The sequence below is a fragment of the Novosphingobium sp. ZN18A2 genome, from assembly GCF_036784765.1.
Taxonomy (GTDB): domain Bacteria; phylum Pseudomonadota; class Alphaproteobacteria; order Sphingomonadales; family Sphingomonadaceae; genus Novosphingobium.
In genome coordinates this window covers 1209090-1225567 of sequence record NZ_CP136651.1, presented here as the reverse complement: position 1 = coordinate 1225567, position 16478 = coordinate 1209090, and the positions used below count along the sequence as shown (strand labels likewise).

Sequence of the window (16478 nt, the reverse complement as noted above, 5' to 3'; positions counted from 1 at the left end):
GCGCCCCGCGATTCCGGTCAGCCGAGAAGTTCCTGTTCGAGCTTCTTGGCCATTTCCTCGATGTTTTCAGGCGGCCAGCCGGGGATGTCCATGCCGAGGCGCAGGCCCATCGAGGAAAGGACTTCCTTGATCTCGTTGAGCGACTTGCGGCCGAAGTTCGGCGTGCGGAGCATCTCGGCCTCGGTCTTCTGGACCAGGTCGCCGATGTAGATGATGTTGTCGTTCTTCAGGCAGTTCGCCGAACGGACCGACAGTTCCAGCTCGTCCACCTTCTTGAGGAGGTAGCGGTTGAGCTGGTTCGTATCGCTTTCTTCCGGCGCATGGGCGGCCATGCCGGCCATCTGCGGCACGTGGCCGACCGGGATCTGCTCGTCGAAGTGGACGAACAGCGCCAGCTGGTCCTGAAGGATGCGCGCGGCATAGGCCACGGCATCTTCGGGCGCGACGGTGCCGTCGGTCTCGACGGTCAGCGACAGCTTGTCGAAGTCCAGCTCCTGGCCGATACGCGCGTTATCGACCTTGTAGCTGACCTGGCGAACCGGCGAATAGAGCGAATCGACCGGGATCAGGCCGATCGGCGCATCGGCCGGGCGGTTCGACACGGCCGGGACATAGCCCTTTCCGGTGTCGCAGGTCAGCTCCATGTTGAGCGTCGCGCCTTCGTCGAGGTGGCAGATCACCAGATCCTTGTTCAGCACCTCGATATCGCCGGTCACGGCGATGTCGCCCGCCTTCACTTCGGCAGGGCCGGTGGCGGAAAGCTGAAGACGCTTGGGGCCTTCGCCTTCCATCTTCAGCGCGATCTGCTTCACGTTGAGCACGATGTCCGTCACGTCCTCGCGCACGCCGGCAAGCGACGAGAATTCGTGGAGCACGTTCTCGATCTTGATCGAGGTGACGGCCGCGCCTTGCAGAGAAGACAGCAGCACGCGGCGCAGGGCATTGCCCAGCGTAAGGCCGAAGCCGCGCTCAAGCGGCTCGGCGACGAACGTCGCGCGACGCTTGGCGTCGGTGCCGGGCTTGATTTCGAGGGAGTTCGGCTTCTTCAGTTCCTGCCAGTTCTTGATGTTGACAGTCATGGAATTCCCCTGGGGTTTGGTCGGGTGAGCCGGCAATCGGCCGAGGGAGCCGTCGCCAGTCGAGGTATTGGGCAGGTAACGCGTCCGCTACCCGCCGGGCAGGATCAGACGCGACGGCGCTTCGAAGGACGCACGCCGTTGTGCGGGATCGGCGTCACGTCGCGGATCGCGGTGATCGTGAAGCCAACCGCCTGCAGCGCACGCAGGGCGCTTTCGCGGCCAGAGCCCGGTCCCTTAACCTCGACCTCGAGGGTGCGGACACCGTGCTCGGCAGCCTTCTTGCCGGCATCGTCCGCCGCGACCTGCGCGGCATACGGGGTCGACTTGCGGCTGCCCTTGAAGCCCATCATGCCGGCCGAGGACCAGCTGATCGCATTGCCCTGGGCATCGGTGATGGTGATCATGGTGTTATTGAAGCTGGCGTTAACGTGCGCGACACCACTGGAGATGTTCTTGCGCTCCCGCCTTTTGATACGCTGGGGTTCGCGTGCCATTGTAAGCTATCCTTGCGAGAAATCGAAAAGGGAAAGGCAACCGCCCGGTCGGGGCGTGCCTTACTTCTTCTTGCCGGCGATGGGCTTGGCCTTGCCCTTGCGGGTGCGGGCATTGGTGTGGGTGCGCTGACCGCGCACCGGCAGGCCCTTGCGATGGCGCAGGCCGCGATAGCAGGCCAGGTCCATCAGGCGCTTGATGTTCATCGCGGTGTCGCGACGAAGATCGCCCTCGACGGTGTAGTCCGAGTCGATGGTCTCGCGGATCTGCAGGACTTCCTGGTCGGTCAGGTCCTGCACACGGCGCGAATGGTCGATGCCCAGCTTGTCGGCGATATCCTTCGCCGAGCGGGGACCGATACCGTGAATGTAGGTAAGCGCCACGATAACGCGCTTGTTGGTGGGGATGTTCACCCCGGCAATACGAGCCACTCTATTCTCCTGCTCCACAGAAGTTACCGCAATATGGCGGCACCTCTATCTCAACGCACCACGCAGAAAGCGCACAACCGGCTCTCGCCCATAAGCGAAGCCGGTGGGTACCGCTGTCTGAATGAGAGGCGGCGCGTAAGAGATTCGCGGCGGCCTGTCAACAGGCAAGATGCGCACAGGGTATCCGGAACGGCCCTGCCCCCGCGACACACCACACCGCCAACCGCCGGATCAGAAGAAATTGCGGCCCGATCGCAACGGCTCCGCAGGCGCGGTAAACAGTGTGCCAGCGGAAATCCGGCTGCCGCGCACGACCAGCACGACGGCATCGCCCGCCTCTATCCGCACGTCGTCGCCCGGATGCTGGATCACCACGCCGTCCGCCCGTTCGATCTGCACGATAAAGAACCCGCCGCGTCCGTGCTGCTCCGCCGAACCCACCGTGGCCCCCGTCAGGGTGCCGCCCTCTGCCACGCGGACGACCTCCAGCTCAAGCCCGAGGTCGTGCAGGTCGCGTTTCATCGCGCGCATCGGGCCGCTTTGCGAGAAATAGCTTTCCGTCGCGGGATAGAGGATGATTTCCGCGATCCGTTCGGCGCCGATATGCGTGGGCAGCACAACCTTGTCCGCGCCTGCGTGATACAGCTTGTTCTCGGTGCTGGGCGCCTCTCCGCGCGCGATGATCTGGATGCCTGGATTCAGGCTGCGCGCCGAAAGCGTTATGAACACGTTGGTCGCATCGTCGGGCAGCACGGTCGCAATCGCGCTTGCCCGTTCGATCCCGGCGGCGCGCAGGGTCGCCTCGTCGGTCGCCTCGCCAAGCACGCTCAGATACCCCTGATCGCGCGCTTCCTCCGCCTTGGCGGCGTCACGCTCGACCAGCACGAAAGGCGCCTTCGCCGCGTGCAGTTCTGCGGTAACCTGCGTCCCGATCCTTCCCAGGCCACAGACGATCGTGTGGTCGCGCAAGTGTTCGATCTGGTTCTGCATTCGATCCAATCCCAGCATGCGGCGAAGCTGCAATACCGTAAAAAGCTGCACCAGTGCACCGGTCAGCACGATCATGCCCGTGCATCCCAGGGCAATTGTCAGGCCGGTTATGAGGCGCAGCGTGCCGGTATCGATCGGCCGCACTTCTCCGTACCCGACAGTGAAGATGGTAACGACGACCATGTAGATGGCGTCGGAAAAACTCCACCCCACCACCATGTACGCGACAACCGACGCAACGCAGACCGACAGCACGAACGAGGCCGCAATGATGACATTGCGCCCCGGCGAACCGAGCACGTCGTTCGCGGTGTCGGAGAGTCTGTATCGTTCGTTCGCCAAGACCATTTTCCCCGGCGCAGGATTGGCGCGCGGGAAACCCGATGTCCAGCGCCGTCAACGCAAAGGGCTGCGAACGCCGTCCGCAGCCCCTCTATCCGTAAAACTCCGGATTGCGGTCAGACCACGCCGAAAGCCAGCATCGCATCGGCAACTTTCTTGAAGCCGGCGATGTTGGCGCCCTTCACATAGTCGATATAGCCGCCGCCCTGCTGGCCATAGGTAAGGCAGTTGGCGTGGATACCCGACATGATGTCCTTCAGCATCTGGTCGAGTTCGGCTTCCTTCCATGCCCTGCGTTCGGAGTTCTGGCTCATCTCCAGACCAGATACCGCGACGCCGCCCGCATTGGCGGCCTTGCCCGGCGCATACATGATCTTGTTGTTCTTGAAGACGTGCACGCCCTCAAGGTCGGTGGGCATGTTCGCGCCTTCCGACACGGCGATGCAACCGTTAGCGACCAGCATCTTCGCATCTTCGCCCAGCAATTCGTTCTGCGTCGCGCAAGGAAGCGCCACGTCGCAGGGCACGCCCCACGGCGTTTTCCCCGCATGGAAGGTGCAGCCTTCGAATTCGTCGCAATAATCCTGGATGCGCCCGCGCCGGTGCGTCTTGTGCGCCTTCACCCAGTCGATCTTTTCCAGGGTGAACCCGCCCGGATCGTGGACGAAGCCGCCCGAATCCGACAGCGTGACGACCTTGCCGCCAAGCTGCGTGATCTTTTCCGCCGCGTGCGTGGCGACGTTGCCCGAACCCGAGATGACGGCGGTCTTGCCCACAAGGTCCATGTCCTTGCAGGCCAGCATGTTGGCAAGGAAATAGACCGCGCCATAGCCGGTGGCCTCCGTGCGGATCAGCGATCCGCCCCATTCCAGCCCCTTGCCCGTCAACACGCCGGTGAACTGGTTGGTGATGCGCTTGTACTGGCCGAACATGAAGCCGATTTCACGCCCGCCGACGCCGATGTCGCCCGCCGGAACGTCTGTATCGGCGCCGATGTGGCGGTAAAGTTCGGTCATGAAGCTCTGGCAGAAGCGCATGATCTCGCGCACGCTCTTGCCCTTGGGGTTGAAGTTCGATCCGCCCTTGCCGCCACCCATCGGCAACCCGGTGAGCGCGTTCTTGAAGGTCTGTTCGAAGGCCAGGAACTTCAGCACGCTTTCGGTCACGCTGGGGTGGAAGCGGATGCCGCCCTTGTAGGGACCGATTGCGTTGTTGTTCTGCACGCGCCAACCGCGCTGGACGCGGATGTTGCCGTTATCGTCCTCCCAGCACACGCGGAACGAAACCACGCGATCCGGCTCCGCGATGCGGCGCAGTATCTGCTGCGCGTGATATTCTTCCTTGTCCTGGATGAAATCGAAGATGTCCTCTGCCACTTCCTGCACGGCCTGGACAAATTCGGGCTGGTAGGGATTGCGCTTTTTCACGCCCTCCATGAACGTCGGAAAATCGACATGATCGGAAACGGCCACTGGTTTCTCCCCCCTCTGGCGGCACCCGCGGGATACCTGGAAAGTCATGCGGCCCAGGGACGGCGCGTATCAACGGATCATTGCCGAGTCGCGCCTTATTGTTGCGCGGAGTGTAGCCGCTTTTTCGTTCGGCAAAAGGCCCGTGGCACAAAAGTGCCTCGCGGAATCAATCGGTTTGGGGAGACAGCGCGCTGTCGACCGCGTCGTTCGCCTGCTTGTGCGGCGAATCCCCGGGTGCTTCGCCGGCCTCCGGGCCGGGCATTTGTGCATCGGCGGCATCGCCTTGCGGACCTTCCGCCTTGTCCTTCCCCGGCGCAAGATCGAACGTGGTCGCCGGGCCAAGCTTGAGCGCAAGGCTGGAAAGCTGCGCCGTGATCACCTTGTCGACCGCCGGTGCAATCCGTTCGATCGGATAGCGCATGTATCCGCCCACCACGTATTCCCAAAGGATACGCGTGGCCTTTCCTTCGCGCTTGAGCGTGATCGTCAGCGTCCCGGCCACCGCTTCGGACTGGAGCGGCCCGAGCGCGCCCGTCAGCCGCAAGGCGTGCCCTGGATTGGCGTAGATCACGCGCATATGCTCAACGCCGCCCGGCTTTTGTCCCGCCGGGACATCCTTGGGCACGGGAAGCGTTTCGCAAAAGCAGCCGCCCGCCACGGGGTTGAGCGTCAGGTTCGCTGCCTTGCCGGAAAAGGTGTGCTCATCAAGCCACCAGCCAGCGGGATGAACAATCGCCTTCCACGCTTCTTCAGGCGACGCTGAGACTTCGCGGATCGCGCGCACGGTGAAGCCGTTGTCCGCCCGGCCGATCACTTCCGCCAGGGCGGGCATCGGTCCGAACGTCGAGAGCAGGGCAATCCCGGCCAGCCATTTGCGCAACGCCATTTGCCCTCTCCCTCGCCCGCTTCAGCCTTGCAGGACCTTTTCGATAGAGGCCGTCACCGCGTCCATGTCGGCCATGCCGTCAACCCGGGCAACGATTCCGCGCGCTTCGTAGATCGGCAGGATCGGTGCGGTCTTCGCACGGTATTCGGCCATGCGCGTGCGCACCGTTTCCTCGTTATCGTCGGGACGGCGCTTGAATTCGTGCCCTCCGCACTTGTCGCAGGTTCCTTCGACGCTGGGCCGTTCGAATTTGTCGTGATAGCCCTTGCCGCACGATGCGCAGGTGAAGCGGCCCGTAATGCGCTCAACCAGCGCGTCTTCGTCGACGTCCAGTTCGATCACATGATCCAGCGCCTTGCCCCGGCTGGCGAGAATCTCGTCGAGCGAGGCCGCCTGTGCGGCGGTGCGGGGATAGCCGTCGAAAATCGCGCCCTGCCCTTCCGGCATCGCGTCCAGTTCGTCACCGATCAGCGCCGAAACGATCTCGTCGGAAACAAGCTCGCCCGCGTCCATCACGGCCTTGGCCTTCAGCCCGACCGGGGTTCCCGCCTTCACAGCCGCGCGCAGCATGTCGCCGGTCGAAAGCTGCTTCATGCCAAACCGCTCGACAAGCCGTTGCGCCTGGGTCCCCTTGCCTGCCCCCGGGGGGCCCAGAAGGATAATGTTCACGTCGTGCTCCCCTTCCCCCGGCTGCTTATTAGCGCAGCCGGCCCTTGAGCTTCGCCTTCTTGATCAGGTCGCCATACTGGTGTGCCAGCAAATGCGACTGGATCTGCGATATTGTATCGACCGTCACGTTCACGACGATCAGCAGCGATGTACCACCGGCAAAGAACAACCTCATGCCCGTATCCGCAATAACCCATTCGGGCACCACGCAGACCAGGGTGATATAGGCCGCGCCGATCACGGTGATGCGCGTCAGCACGTAATCGAGGTAGTTGGCGGTGTTCTTGCCCGGGCGGATGCCGGGGATGAAGCCGCCGTTCTTCTTGAGGTTTTCCGCCGTCTCCTCGGGGTTGAACACAACCGCCGTGTAGAAGAAGCAGAAGAAGATGATGCCGACCGCATAGAACAGCATGTACAGCGGTTTGCCGTGCCCCAGGTACTGGTTCATCGTGACGATGATCTTGCCGATCGTGCTGTCCTGCGAAACGGAATTGCCCGCGAACTGCGTGATCGTCAGCGGCAGAAGCAACAGCGAGCTGGCGAAGATCGGCGGGATGACGCCCGCGGTGTTGACCTTCAGCGGAAGGTGGCTGCGGTCCGCCGCCATCATCCCGCGTTGCGTCGCGCGCTTGGGATACTGGATCAGAAGCCGGCGGGTCGCCTGCTCCATGAAGCAGATGAACAGGATCAGCGCCACCATCAGGCCGACCAGCATGATGATCGTGAACGGCGAGATCGAGCCGGTGCGGCCGCCTTCGAACAGGTTGGCGATGAACGTCGGCATCTGCGCGACGATGCCCGCCATGATGATCAGCGAAACACCGTTGCCGATGCCGCGCTCGGTAATCTGCTCGCCCAGCCACAGCAGGAACATCGTTCCGCCGACAAGGCTGATGACCGCGCCGACGCGGAACATGTAACCGGGGTGGACCACGGCCTGCAGCCCGCTCGACGCGCCATAGGCTTCAAGGCCCGTGGCAAGGAACCAGCCCTGCATCGCGCAGAGGAATACCGTGCCATAGCGCGTGTACTGGTTGAGCTTCTTGCGCCCGCTTTCGCCTTCCTTCTTCAGCGCGGCAAGCGCCGGATGGAGCGAAGACGCCAGCTGAACCACGATGGACGCCGTGATGTATGGCATCACGCCCAGCGCAATCAGGCTCATCCGCGAAAGGCTGCCGCCCGAAAACGCGTTGAACATATCCAGGATGCCGCCCTGCGTCTGGCTGTACAGCGTCTGCAGGATCAGCGGGTTGACGCCGGGCAGCGGAACGAAGCTGAGGAACCGGAAAACGATCAGCGCGCCGATCGTGAACCAGATGCGCTTCTTGAGCTCGGTCGCCTTCGAGAAATTGGCCAGGCTGAAACTGCTGGCGATGTTATCGGCACGTGTTGCCATGATCGGGTATCAAGCCTTCCTGGGTCGCCGCCTCGCGTTGGTCAGGGAGCGGCTGCCACACACTTATCAAGGCTGCCCATATAGTGCGGGCGCGGGGATGCAAGAACCCCGCGCCCGATTATTCGGATTATTCCGCAGCCGCTTCCGCCTTGGCGGCGGTCACTTCAACCGAACCGCCGGCCTTTTCGACCGCCGCAAGGGCGCCCTTGCTGGCACCGGCGACCTTGAACGAAGCCTTAGCGGTGAACGCGCCCTTGCCCAGCAGGCGGACGCCATCCTTGCCACCGCGCGCCAGGCCGGCAGCCTTCAGCGCGTCGTGATCGATAACCGCCTTCGCGTCGATCTTGCCCGCGTCGATGAACTTCTGGACCATGCCCAGGTTCACTTCGGCATAGTCCTTGGCGAAGATGTTGTTGAAGCCGCGCTTCGGCAGGCGCATGTGAAGCGGCATCTGGCCGCCTTCGAATCCGGCGATCGAAACGCCCGAACGCGCCTTGGCGCCCTTCTGGCCGCGTCCGCCGGTCTTGCCCTTGCCCGAACCGATGCCGCGCCCGATGCGCATACGGCCCTTGCGGGCACCGGAGTTGTCACGGATGTCGTTGAGTTTCATGTCTTTGCACTCGCTTTCGCTTTTGTCGCGCTGAAAAAGCACCCCGGCGTCGGCCGGGGCGCGTGGAACTGCAATCAGTCTACTACCGCCACCATGTGCGGAAGCTTGGCGATCGCGCCGCGTACTTCGGCGGTATCCTCAAGCTCTACAACCTTGTGCATCTTGCCAAGGCCGAGGCCGATGAGGATCTTCTTCTGCGCCTCGGGGCGGCGGATCGGCGAACCGATCTGCTTGACCTTGATGGTCTTCTTCTTGCTCTGGGCCATTTCGCTTACTCCGCGATAGCTTCGGCCGCGGCTTCAGCCTCGGCTTCGCTCGCGCCGCCGCGACCCAGCAGGTCGGCAACCTTCTTGCCACGACGCTGGGCCACAGACTTCGGTGAAGTCTGGTTGGTCAGCGCGTCGAAGGTGGCGCGGATCATGTTGTAGGGGTTCGAAGTGCCGACCGACTTGGTCACCACGTCGGCAACGCCCAGGCTCTCGAACACGGCGCGCATCGGGCCGCCCGCGATGATGCCCGTACCGGCCGGGGCCGTCCGGACATTGACCTTGCCCGCACCGAAACGGCCCTTGCCGTCGTGATGCAGCGTCCGGCCTTCCTTGAGCGGAACGCGAACCATCTTCTTCTTGGCCGAAGCGGTCGCCTTGGTGATCGCTTCGGGAACCTCGCGGGCCTTGCCGTGGCCAAAGCCCACGCGGCCCTTGCCGTCGCCCACAACGACCAGCGCGGCGAAACCGAAGCGCTTGCCGCCCTTCACGGTCTTCGACACGCGGTTGATGTGGACGAGCTTTTCGATCAGCTCCTCGCCGCCGTCGTCGTCACCGCCACGGCCGCGACGATCGTCACGCCGGCCACGGCCACCGCGATCATTGCCGCGTCCACGGCCACGTCCACGGCCTTCGCGCTGCTGCGGCTGGGCCTGGGGCTGCGCGTCGCCCGAAGCGGTCGACTGGGTGTCCGCGGCTTCGGTCGTTTCGGTCACGGCCGGCGTCGGGGTCGGGGTTTCGTTTTCGTCAGCCATCATCAGAACTCCAGCCCGCCTTCGCGAGCGGCGTCGGCCAGCGCCTTGACGCGGCCATGGAACAGGAAGCCGCCGCGATCGAACACGACGGTGGTGATGCCGGCGGCCTTGGCCTTTTCGGCGATTTCCTTGCCGACCTTGGCGGCGGAATCGACGTTGGCGCCCACGTTCTTCTGCCCTTTGACCAGGGTAGAGGCGGCGGCCACGGTGCGGCCCTCCGCATCATCGATGATCTGGGCATAGATGTGGCGGCCGGTGCGGTGCACCGACAGGCGGGGACGGCCGGCGGAACGGGCACGAAGCGCGCTGCGCACGCGGCGCCGGCGGCGATCGAAGAGAGAAACCTTGGCCATCTTACTTCTTCTTCCCTTCCTTGCGGAAGATATATTCGCCGCGGTACTTGATGCCCTTGCCCTTGTAGGGTTCGGGCTTGCGCCAGCGACGGATCTCGGCCGCGACCTGGCCGACCATCTGCTTGTCGATGCCGGAAATCTCGACCGTCGTGTTATCCGGGGTCTTGACCTCGACACCTTCGGGAACGTCGAAATCGACATCGTGCGAATAGCCGAGCTGCAGCTTGAGCTTGCGGCCCTGCGCCTGCGCACGATAGCCGACGCCGCTGATCTCGAGCGTCTTCGAGAAGCCCTGCGTCACGCCTTCGACCAGGTTGGACACCAGCGTGCGCTGCATGCCCCAGTGACTGCGGGCGGCCTTGCCGTCGTTCGCCGGCTGGACCGAGATCGCGCCGTCCTGCACGTCATAGGTCACCATGTCGGACAGGCCCAGCGAAAGCGTGCCCTTGGGGCCTTTCACGGTAAGCTGGCCATCCTTGATGTCAGCGGTGACGCCGCTCGGGATCGTCACCGGCCTCTTGCCGATGCGGCTCATCAGAACACCTCCGCAAGCACTTCGCCGCCGACGTTCTGGGCACGTGCCTCGGCATCCGAGAGCACGCCCTTCGGCGTCGAGACGATGGTGATGCCAAGGCCGTTGCGCACCACCGGAAGTTCCTTCGAACCCGAATAGACGCGGCGGCCGGGCTTCGAGACGCGCTGCACATGCTTGATGGCAGGCTCGCCCTCGAAATACTTCAGCTCGATGCGCAGCTGCGGATGAACGCCGGTCGCGTCCTCACTGTAGCCACGGATATAGCCTTCGCGCTGCAGCACTTCGAGAACGCGCGCGCGGATCTTGGAGGCCGGGGACAGGACGGAGTCCTTCTTCGCCCGCTGGCCGTTGCGGATACGGGTGAGCATGTCACCCAGGGGATCGGTCATCGCCATATCGGTTGTCCCTTACCAGCTCGACTTGGTCACGCCGGGGATAAGCCCCTTGTTGGCGAGATCGCGCAGTTCGACGCGGCAAAGCCCGAACTTGCGATAGTAGCCGCGCGGACGGCCGGTGGTGGTGCAGCGGTTGCGCACGCGGGTGGGGTTCGCGTTGCGCGGAAGTTTCGCCATCTTGAGTCGCGCCATCAGGCGTTCGGTCTCGTCAACCGACTCGTCGTCGGCAATGGCCTTCAGCGCAGCATACTTCGCCGCGTACTTCTCAACGAGCTTCTTGCGACGCTCGTTCTTGTTGATCGAACTCAGTTTCGCCATGGACTTAAGCTCTCTTCCTCAGATCTTGCTCACGCGGCCTGCTGCTGTTCGGCAGCATCCTGCGGGAAGGGGAAACCGAACAGGCGCAGCAGCTCGCGCGCTTCCTCGTCGGTCTTGGCAGTGGTGGTGACGATGATGTCCATGCCACGCACCTTCTCGATCTGGTCGTAGCTGATCTCCGGAAAGATGATCTGCTCCTTCAGACCCATCGCATAGTTGCCGCGTCCGTCGAACGACTTGGGGTTCAGCCCCCGGAAGTCGCGGATGCGGGGCATCGCGATCGTAATCAGGCGATCGAGGAACTCGTACATGCGTTCGCGGCGCAGGGTGACCTTGCAACCGATTGGCATGCCTTCACGCAGCTTGAACTGCGCGATCGACTTCTTCGCCTTGGTGATCACCGGCTTCTGTCCGGCGATCAGTTCCATTTCGGCGGCCGCCGTCTGGACCTTCTTCTTGTCCTGGCTCGCTTCGCCCACGCCCATGTTGAGCGTGATCTTCTCGATCTTCGGCACTTCGAGCAGGTTCTTGTAACCGAATTTTTCGGTCATCGCCTTGGCGATCTGCTCGTCGTACTTCTGGCGAAGGCGGGGCGTGTACTTATCAGCCATCGATCGTCTCCCCGGACTTCACGGCCACGCGGACCTTCTTGCCGTCGCGCTCTTCAAAGCGGACGCGGGTTGCCTTGCCGTCCTTCGGGTCGGCCAGGCTCACCTTCGAAATCGCCATCGGCGCCTCGGAACGGTCGATGCCGCCCTGAGGGTTGGCCTGGCTCGGCTTGCGGTGACGCACGGCGACGTTCACGCCCGAGACCAGAACCTTGCCGTCCTTCGGCATGACCTGGAGGACAGTGCCGGTGCGGCCCTTGTCCTTGCCCGAGCGGACGACGACGCTGTCGCCCTTCTTGATCTTCGCGGCGGCCATTACAGCACCTCCGGAGCGAGCGAGATGATCTTCATGAAGCCGCGGCCGCGCAGTTCGCGCACGACCGGGCCGAAGATACGGGTGCCGATCGGCTCTTCGTTCTTGTTGACGAGCACGGCGGCGTTCGAATCGAAGCGGATCACGCTGCCGTCTGCGCGGCGCACGTCCTTCTTGGTGCGCACGATCACCGCGCGGTGAACGTCGCCCTTCTTGACGCGAGCGCGGGGCTGCGCCTCTTTCACCGACACCACGATGATGTCGCCGACGCCGGCGGTGCGGCGCTTGGAGCCGCCCAGCACCTTGATGCACTGGACGCGCTTCGCGCCGCTGTTGTCAGCGACGTCGAGGTTGGATTGCATCTGGATCATAGATCCGGTTCCTTCTCAATGGCTTGCCGGAACCAGTCCGGCAGTTCCAAAAATTCCTTTACCGAGCCTGTTGAAAGGCTCAGTTGCCGGCGGCTTCCACGTCGAGGTCGGCTTCGAGCGCAGTGCCCTTGCCGGCCTGCACACGATCAACCACCTTCCACGTCTTCAGCTTGGAAATCGGCGCGGTCTCTTCGATCCGCACGACTTCGCCGGGCTTGAACGCGTTGTCTTCGTCATGGGCGTGATACTTCTTCGAACGGCGGATGATCTTCCCGTAAAGCGGGTGCTTCACCTTGCGCTCGACCTTCACGACCACGGTCTTGTCGGTCTTGTCGGAAACCACGGTCCCGATCAGGATACGCTTGGGCATCGTGGTGCTCCTTACTTCGCTTCCGCGGCGGACCGTTCGGCCTGCAGCGTCTTGATGCGCGCGATGTCGCGGCGGACTTCCTTGATCCGCGCCGGACGCTCGAGCTGGTTCGTCGCCGACTGGAATCGGAGGTTGAACTGCTCGCGCTTGAGGTCGGCGAGGTCAGCGGTGAGCTGGTCGTCCGACTTGGCGCGCAGATCGTCGATCTTGTTTGCCATCTGATAGACTCCCTTACTCGCCGCCAAGGTGCGAAGTGTCACCCAGGCGGGCAACGACCTTCGTCTTGATCGGCAGCTTCATCGCCGCGCGGCTGAACGCCTCTGCGGCAAGCGGACCGGCAACGCCGTCCAGTTCGAACAGGATACGGCCCGGCTTCACGCGCGCGGCCCAGTATTCGATCGAACCCTTGCCCTTGCCCTGGCGGACTTCGGCAGGCTTCTTCGACACCGGCACGTCGGGGAACACGCGAATCCACAGGCGCCCCTGGCGCTTGATGTGACGCGTGATCGCGCGGCGCGCGGCCTCGATCTGGCGGGCGGTGATCCGCTCCGGTTCCATCGCCTTCAGGCCATAGGAGCCGAAGTTCAGCGTGGTGCCGCCCTTGGCGTCGCCCTTGATCCGGCCCTTGAACGCCTTGCGGAACTTGGTTTTCTTCGGTTGCAGCATTGGTCTTGCTCTATCCTATGCCTCAGCGTGCCGGACGGACGCCGGAGGTCTGGGCCTCCATCATCAGCCGGTCCTGGGCCATGGGGTCATGGCCCAGGATCTCACCCTTGAAGATCCAAACCTTGATGCCGATCACGCCATAGGCGGTGTGCGCCTCGGCTTCGGCATAGTCGACGTTGGCGCGCAGCGTGTGAAGCGGAACGCGGCCTTCGCGATACCATTCGACGCGGGCGATCTCGGCGCCGCCAAGACGGCCGCCACAAGTGATCTTGATGCCCTCTGCGCCAAGGCGCAGCGCCGACTGAACGGCGCGCTTCATCGCACGGCGGAACGCAACGCGGCGAACCAGCTGGTCGGCCACGCCCTGAGCGACGAGCTTCGAATCGATTTCCGGCTTGCGGATCTCGACGATGTTCAGCTTCACTTCGCTGTCGGTCATCTTCGCCAGCTTGCCGCGCAGCTTTTCGATGTCCGCGCCCTTCTTGCCGATGATCACACCGGGGCGGGCCGCATAGATCGAAACGCGGCAAAGCTTGGCCGGGCGCTCGATCACCACCTTCGAGATCGCCGCCTGCGGCAGGTTCTCGACGATGTACTTGCGGATCTCGAGATCTTCCTTGAGCATCTGGCGATAGCTGGCGCCTTCGGCATACCAGCGGCTGTCCCAGGTGCGGTTGATCTGCAGGCGCAGGCCGATCGGATTGGATTTATGACCCATGGATCAGGCCTCCTCGACTTCGCGGACCACGATGCGCAGCCGGCTGAACGGCTTGAGGATGCGGGTCGACTTGCCGCGTCCGCGCGCGTGGAAGCGCTTCATGGTGATCGACTTGCCGACCGAGGCTTCCGCCACGACCAGCGCATCGACATCCAGGTTGTGGTTGTTTTCCGCATTGGCGATCGCGGATGCGAGAACCTTGCGGGCGTCAACAGCCATTGCCTTCTTCGAGAAGGACAGGATGTTCATGGCCTCTTCGGCCTTCTTGCCGCGGATAAGACCGGCGACGAGGTTGAGCTTCTGGGCCGAACCACGGATCGTGGTGCCGACCGCCAGAGCTTCCTTGTCGCTGACGCGGCGCGGGGCTGCCTGCTTGCTCATCAGCGCTTACCCTTCTTGTCGGCAGCGTGGCCCGGGAAGTTGCGCGTGGGCGCGAACTCGCCAAGCTTGTGGCCGACCATTTCCTCGTTGACCGAGACCGGGATGAACTTCTGGCCGTTGTAGACGCTGAACGTCAGACCAACGAACTGCGGCAGGATCGTCGAACGACGCGACCAGGTCTTGATCGGAGCGGCGCGGCTTGCTTCCTGGGCGTCTTCCGCCTTCTTCAGGAGGTGCAGGTCGACGAAGGGGCCTTTCCAGACGGAACGTGCCATCGTGTGTTACCTCTTCTTCTTCGCGTGACGCGACCTGATGATCATCTTGTCGGTCTGCTTGTTGTTGCGGGTACGGGCGCCCTTGGTCGGCTTGCCCCACGGAGTGACCGGATGACGGCCGCCCGAGGTCCGGCCTTCACCACCGCCGTGCGGGTGGTCGACCGGGTTCTTGGCGACGCCGCGGGTAAGCGGGCGCTTGCCGTTCCAGCGGTTGCGGCCGGCCTTGGCCAAGTTCTGGTTGCCGTTGTCGGGGTTCGACACGGCGCCCACGGTGCCCATGCAATCGCCGCGCAGGTACCGCTGCTCGCCCGAGTTCAGGCGAACGATGACCATGCCGCGATCGCGGCCGACGAGCTGGACATAGGTGCCGGCGGAGCGGGCGATCTGGCCGCCCTTGCCCGGCTTCATCTCCACGTTGTGGCAGATGGTGCCGACCGGCATCTGGCTGAGCAGCATCGCGTTGCCCGGCTTCACGTCGACCTTCTCGCCCGCGACGACGGTGTCGCCAACGGCAAGACGCTGCGGCGCGAGGATATAGGCAAGCTCGCCATCCTCGTACTTGATCAGCGCGATGAACGCGGTGCGGTTGGGATCGTATTCCATCCGCTCGACAGTGGCCGGCATGTCCCACTTACGACGCTTGAAGTCGATATAGCGGTACTTCTGCTTGTGGCCGCCGCCGATGCCGCGTGAGGTCACGTGGCCCTTGTTGTTACGGCCGCCGGTCTTGCGCTTGCCTTCAGTCAGCGCCTTGACGGGCTTGCCCTTCCACAGCGACGACTTGTCGACAAGGATAAGACCGCGCCGCGCGGGGCTGGTCGGGTTATAGTTCTTGAGTGCCATCTTCCGATCCGCCTCAGATACCGCTGGTGACGTCGATCGACTGGCCTTCGGCCAGGGTCACGACAGCCTTCTTCACGTCGGAACGCTTGTAGGGCTTGCCCTTCCAGCGCTTCGTCTTGCCCTTCTGGGTCAGGGTGTTCACACCGGTCACCTTGACGTCGAACAGCGCCTCGACCGCAGCCTTGATCTCCGGCTTGGTCGCCTCGTCGGCAACCTTGAAGACCACGGCGTTGTGCTCGCTGAGCAGCGTCGATTTTTCGGTGATGTGCGGCGCGACGATCACGTCATAGTGACGCGTGTCGATCGCTTCCTTGCTCTTAGCCATTGAAACGCGCCTCCAGCTTTTCGACCGCGGCGCGCGTCAGCACCAGCGTATCATGCTTCAGGATGTCATAGACGTTGGCGCCGACAGCCGGGAGCACGTTCACGCCGGCAAGGTTGGCCGAAGCGCGGGCAAAGCCCTCGTTCACGGCCTCGCCGTCGATCACCAGCACCTTGCTCCAGCCCGCCTTGGCGAACTGCGCGGAAAGCGCCTTTGTCTTGGCGTCCTTCATGTCGAGGCTGTCGACGACCACCAGGCCGTTCTTCGCCTTCGACGAAAGCGCCATCTTCAGGCCGAGCGAACGGACCTTCTTGTTCAGCGAGAGGTTGAAGTCGCGCCGACGCGGGCCGTGCGCCTTGCCGCCGCCGATGAAGATCGGCGCCTTGCGGTCGCCGTGACGGGCGGTGCCGCCACCCTTCTGGCGGCCGAACTTCTTGCCGGTGCGCGCAACGTCGGACCGCTCGCGAGCCGCGCGGGCGGTGCCGCGGCGGTTTTCAAGCTGCCACGTAACGACGCGGTGGAGGATGTCGGCGCGCGGTTCCAGACCGAACACGTCGTCCGACAGTTCGATGTCGGCCTTGCCGGCCGAACCGTCGAGGTTGAGGACCTTGACCTTCACGTT

General features: G+C 63.5%; 27 protein-coding genes. All 27 read right to left on the bottom strand.

Annotated features, from left to right (window positions below):
- Positions 1–17: 17 nt before the first annotated feature.
- The 27 genes from RXV95_RS06115 to rplD all read right to left on the bottom strand — a co-directional run bounded on the left by RXV95_RS06115 (position 18) and on the right by rplD (position 16475).
- On the bottom strand, positions 18–1079 hold the full coding sequence (locus tag RXV95_RS06115) for a DNA-directed RNA polymerase subunit alpha (RefSeq protein ID WP_338468128.1): 1062 nt from the start codon (positions 1077–1079) through the stop codon (positions 18–20).
- Between the two features lie 104 nt (positions 1080–1183).
- Positions 1184–1573, bottom strand: coding sequence for a 30S ribosomal protein S11 (gene rpsK, locus RXV95_RS06110; protein ID WP_338468127.1), 390 nt, complete (start codon positions 1571–1573; stop codon positions 1184–1186).
- Positions 1574–1633: 60 nt separating this feature from the next.
- Positions 1634–2002, bottom strand: coding sequence for a 30S ribosomal protein S13 (rpsM, locus tag RXV95_RS06105; protein WP_338468126.1), 369 nt, complete (start codon positions 2000–2002; stop codon positions 1634–1636).
- A 231-nt stretch (positions 2003–2233) separates the two neighbouring features.
- Positions 2234–3334, bottom strand: coding sequence for a potassium channel protein (locus RXV95_RS06100; protein ID WP_338468125.1), 1101 nt, complete (start codon positions 3332–3334; stop codon positions 2234–2236).
- A gap of 116 nt (positions 3335–3450) precedes the next feature.
- Positions 3451–4806 (bottom strand): NADP-specific glutamate dehydrogenase, encoded by a 1356-nt coding sequence (gene gdhA, locus RXV95_RS06095; RefSeq protein WP_338468124.1) that lies wholly within the window; start codon positions 4804–4806, stop codon positions 3451–3453.
- A 166-nt stretch (positions 4807–4972) separates the two neighbouring features.
- Positions 4973–5692: an SRPBCC family protein gene (locus RXV95_RS06090; protein ID WP_338468123.1), complete on the bottom strand. Its 720-nt coding sequence runs from the start codon at positions 5690–5692 to the stop codon at positions 4973–4975.
- Between the two features lie 21 nt (positions 5693–5713).
- Positions 5714–6361 carry an adenylate kinase gene (locus tag RXV95_RS06085; protein ID WP_338468122.1) on the bottom strand — a complete coding sequence of 216 codons (648 nt, stop codon included), beginning with the start codon at positions 6359–6361 and terminating at the stop codon, positions 5714–5716.
- A gap of 28 nt (positions 6362–6389) precedes the next feature.
- Positions 6390–7757: a preprotein translocase subunit SecY gene (gene secY, locus RXV95_RS06080; protein ID WP_338468121.1), complete on the bottom strand. Its 1368-nt coding sequence runs from the start codon at positions 7755–7757 to the stop codon at positions 6390–6392.
- A 127-nt stretch (positions 7758–7884) separates the two neighbouring features.
- Complete coding sequence (rplO, locus tag RXV95_RS06075) at positions 7885–8367, bottom strand: 50S ribosomal protein L15 (protein WP_338468120.1); 483 nt, start codon at positions 8365–8367, stop codon at positions 7885–7887.
- 74 nt (positions 8368–8441) lie between these two features.
- Positions 8442–8633 (bottom strand): 50S ribosomal protein L30, encoded by a 192-nt coding sequence (gene rpmD / locus RXV95_RS06070; RefSeq protein WP_338468119.1) that lies wholly within the window; start codon positions 8631–8633, stop codon positions 8442–8444.
- Between the two features lie 5 nt (positions 8634–8638).
- Complete coding sequence (gene rpsE / locus RXV95_RS06065) at positions 8639–9391, bottom strand: 30S ribosomal protein S5 (protein WP_338468118.1); 753 nt, start codon at positions 9389–9391, stop codon at positions 8639–8641.
- Complete coding sequence (gene rplR / locus RXV95_RS06060; RefSeq protein ID WP_338468117.1) at positions 9391–9741, bottom strand: 50S ribosomal protein L18; 351 nt, start codon at positions 9739–9741, stop codon at positions 9391–9393. Before rplR ends, rpsE begins: the two co-directional genes overlap by 1 nt.
- Position 9742: 1 nt before the next feature.
- Positions 9743–10276 carry a 50S ribosomal protein L6 gene (gene rplF, locus RXV95_RS06055; RefSeq protein ID WP_338468116.1) on the bottom strand — a complete coding sequence of 178 codons (534 nt, stop codon included), beginning with the start codon at positions 10274–10276 and terminating at the stop codon, positions 9743–9745.
- Positions 10276–10671, bottom strand: coding sequence for a 30S ribosomal protein S8 (gene rpsH, locus RXV95_RS06050; protein ID WP_338468115.1), 396 nt, complete (start codon positions 10669–10671; stop codon positions 10276–10278). Before rpsH ends, rplF begins: the two co-directional genes overlap by 1 nt.
- A 12-nt stretch (positions 10672–10683) precedes the next feature.
- A complete protein-coding gene (rpsN, locus tag RXV95_RS06045) occupies positions 10684–10989 on the bottom strand; it encodes a 30S ribosomal protein S14 (RefSeq protein WP_338468114.1) in 306 nt (101 codons plus the stop codon).
- Positions 10990–11018: 29 nt separating this feature from the next.
- A complete protein-coding gene (gene rplE / locus RXV95_RS06040; RefSeq protein WP_338468113.1) occupies positions 11019–11600 on the bottom strand; it encodes a 50S ribosomal protein L5 in 582 nt (193 codons plus the stop codon).
- Positions 11593–11913, bottom strand: coding sequence for a 50S ribosomal protein L24 (rplX, locus tag RXV95_RS06035; protein WP_338468112.1), 321 nt, complete (start codon positions 11911–11913; stop codon positions 11593–11595). The genes rplE and rplX overlap by 8 nt, the downstream gene beginning before the upstream one ends.
- Entirely contained in the window at positions 11913–12281 is a 369-nt protein-coding gene (gene rplN, locus RXV95_RS06030) for a 50S ribosomal protein L14 (RefSeq protein WP_338468111.1), read from the bottom strand. The genes rplX and rplN overlap by 1 nt, the downstream gene beginning before the upstream one ends.
- A gap of 79 nt (positions 12282–12360) precedes the next feature.
- The gene (gene rpsQ, locus RXV95_RS06025; protein ID WP_338468110.1) at positions 12361–12651 is read right to left on the bottom strand and encodes a 30S ribosomal protein S17; all 291 of its coding nucleotides are present in this window, start codon (positions 12649–12651) and stop codon (positions 12361–12363) included.
- Positions 12652–12662: 11 nt separating this feature from the next.
- Positions 12663–12869, bottom strand: a complete 207-nt coding sequence (gene rpmC, locus RXV95_RS06020; RefSeq protein WP_338468109.1) for a 50S ribosomal protein L29 — start codon at positions 12867–12869, stop codon at positions 12663–12665.
- 13 nt (positions 12870–12882) lie between these two features.
- Positions 12883–13317, bottom strand: a complete 435-nt coding sequence (rplP, locus tag RXV95_RS06015) for a 50S ribosomal protein L16 (protein WP_338468108.1) — start codon at positions 13315–13317, stop codon at positions 12883–12885.
- 22 nt (positions 13318–13339) lie between these two features.
- The gene (gene rpsC / locus RXV95_RS06010) at positions 13340–14035 is read right to left on the bottom strand and encodes a 30S ribosomal protein S3 (protein ID WP_338468107.1); all 696 of its coding nucleotides are present in this window, start codon (positions 14033–14035) and stop codon (positions 13340–13342) included.
- 3 nt (positions 14036–14038) lie between these two features.
- Positions 14039–14416: a 50S ribosomal protein L22 gene (gene rplV, locus RXV95_RS06005; protein WP_338468106.1), complete on the bottom strand. Its 378-nt coding sequence runs from the start codon at positions 14414–14416 to the stop codon at positions 14039–14041.
- The gene (rpsS, locus tag RXV95_RS06000) at positions 14416–14691 is read right to left on the bottom strand and encodes a 30S ribosomal protein S19 (RefSeq protein WP_338468105.1); all 276 of its coding nucleotides are present in this window, start codon (positions 14689–14691) and stop codon (positions 14416–14418) included. The genes rplV and rpsS overlap by 1 nt, the downstream gene beginning before the upstream one ends.
- 6 nt (positions 14692–14697) lie before the next feature.
- The gene (gene rplB, locus RXV95_RS05995) at positions 14698–15534 is read right to left on the bottom strand and encodes a 50S ribosomal protein L2 (RefSeq protein ID WP_338468104.1); all 837 of its coding nucleotides are present in this window, start codon (positions 15532–15534) and stop codon (positions 14698–14700) included.
- A 13-nt stretch (positions 15535–15547) separates the two neighbouring features.
- Positions 15548–15859, bottom strand: a complete 312-nt coding sequence (locus tag RXV95_RS05990; RefSeq protein ID WP_338468103.1) for a 50S ribosomal protein L23 — start codon at positions 15857–15859, stop codon at positions 15548–15550.
- Positions 15852–16475 carry a 50S ribosomal protein L4 gene (gene rplD / locus RXV95_RS05985; RefSeq protein ID WP_338468102.1) on the bottom strand — a complete coding sequence of 208 codons (624 nt, stop codon included), beginning with the start codon at positions 16473–16475 and terminating at the stop codon, positions 15852–15854. Before rplD ends, RXV95_RS05990 begins: the two co-directional genes overlap by 8 nt.
- Positions 16476–16478 lie beyond the last annotated feature (3 nt).

Bases quoted from the DNA above. Each gene is read 5' to 3' on its own strand.
- RXV95_RS06115 (WP_338468128.1), bottom strand. From the start codon at position 1,079: ATGACTGTCAACATCAAGAACTGGCAGGAACTGAAGAAGCCGAACTCC.
- rpsK (WP_338468127.1), bottom strand. From the start codon at position 1,573: ATGGCACGCGAACCCCAGCGTATCAAAAGGCGGGAGCGCAAGAACATC.
- RXV95_RS06090 (WP_338468123.1), bottom strand. From the start codon at position 5,692: ATGGCGTTGCGCAAATGGCTGGCCGGGATTGCCCTGCTCTCGACGTTC.
- secY (WP_338468121.1), bottom strand. From the start codon at position 7,757: ATGGCAACACGTGCCGATAACATCGCCAGCAGTTTCAGCCTGGCCAAT.
- rplO (WP_338468120.1), bottom strand. From the start codon at position 8,367: ATGAAACTCAACGACATCCGTGACAACTCCGGTGCCCGCAAGGGCCGT.
- rpmD (WP_338468119.1), bottom strand. From the start codon at position 8,633: ATGGCCCAGAGCAAGAAGAAGACCATCAAGGTCAAGCAGATCGGTTCG.
- rpsE (WP_338468118.1), bottom strand. From the start codon at position 9,391: ATGATGGCTGACGAAAACGAAACCCCGACCCCGACGCCGGCCGTGACC.
- rplR (WP_338468117.1), bottom strand. From the start codon at position 9,741: ATGGCCAAGGTTTCTCTCTTCGATCGCCGCCGGCGCCGCGTGCGCAGC.
- rplF (WP_338468116.1), bottom strand. From the start codon at position 10,276: ATGAGCCGCATCGGCAAGAGGCCGGTGACGATCCCGAGCGGCGTCACC.
- rpsH (WP_338468115.1), bottom strand. From the start codon at position 10,671: ATGGCGATGACCGATCCCCTGGGTGACATGCTCACCCGTATCCGCAAC.
- rpsN (WP_338468114.1), bottom strand. From the start codon at position 10,989: ATGGCGAAACTGAGTTCGATCAACAAGAACGAGCGTCGCAAGAAGCTC.
- rplE (WP_338468113.1), bottom strand. From the start codon at position 11,600: ATGGCTGATAAGTACACGCCCCGCCTTCGCCAGAAGTACGACGAGCAG.
- rplX (WP_338468112.1), bottom strand. From the start codon at position 11,913: ATGGCCGCCGCGAAGATCAAGAAGGGCGACAGCGTCGTCGTCCGCTCG.
- rplN (WP_338468111.1), bottom strand. From the start codon at position 12,281: ATGATCCAGATGCAATCCAACCTCGACGTCGCTGACAACAGCGGCGCG.
- rpsQ (WP_338468110.1), bottom strand. From the start codon at position 12,651: ATGCCCAAGCGTATCCTGATCGGGACCGTGGTTTCCGACAAGACCGAC.
- rpmC (WP_338468109.1), bottom strand. From the start codon at position 12,869: ATGGCAAACAAGATCGACGATCTGCGCGCCAAGTCGGACGACCAGCTC.
- rplP (WP_338468108.1), bottom strand. From the start codon at position 13,317: ATGCTGCAACCGAAGAAAACCAAGTTCCGCAAGGCGTTCAAGGGCCGG.
- rpsC (WP_338468107.1), bottom strand. From the start codon at position 14,035: ATGGGTCATAAATCCAATCCGATCGGCCTGCGCCTGCAGATCAACCGC.
- rplV (WP_338468106.1), bottom strand. From the start codon at position 14,416: ATGAGCAAGCAGGCAGCCCCGCGCCGCGTCAGCGACAAGGAAGCTCTG.
- rpsS (WP_338468105.1), bottom strand. From the start codon at position 14,691: ATGGCACGTTCCGTCTGGAAAGGCCCCTTCGTCGACCTGCACCTCCTG.
- rplB (WP_338468104.1), bottom strand. From the start codon at position 15,534: ATGGCACTCAAGAACTATAACCCGACCAGCCCCGCGCGGCGCGGTCTT.
- RXV95_RS05990 (WP_338468103.1), bottom strand. From the start codon at position 15,859: ATGGCTAAGAGCAAGGAAGCGATCGACACGCGTCACTATGACGTGATC.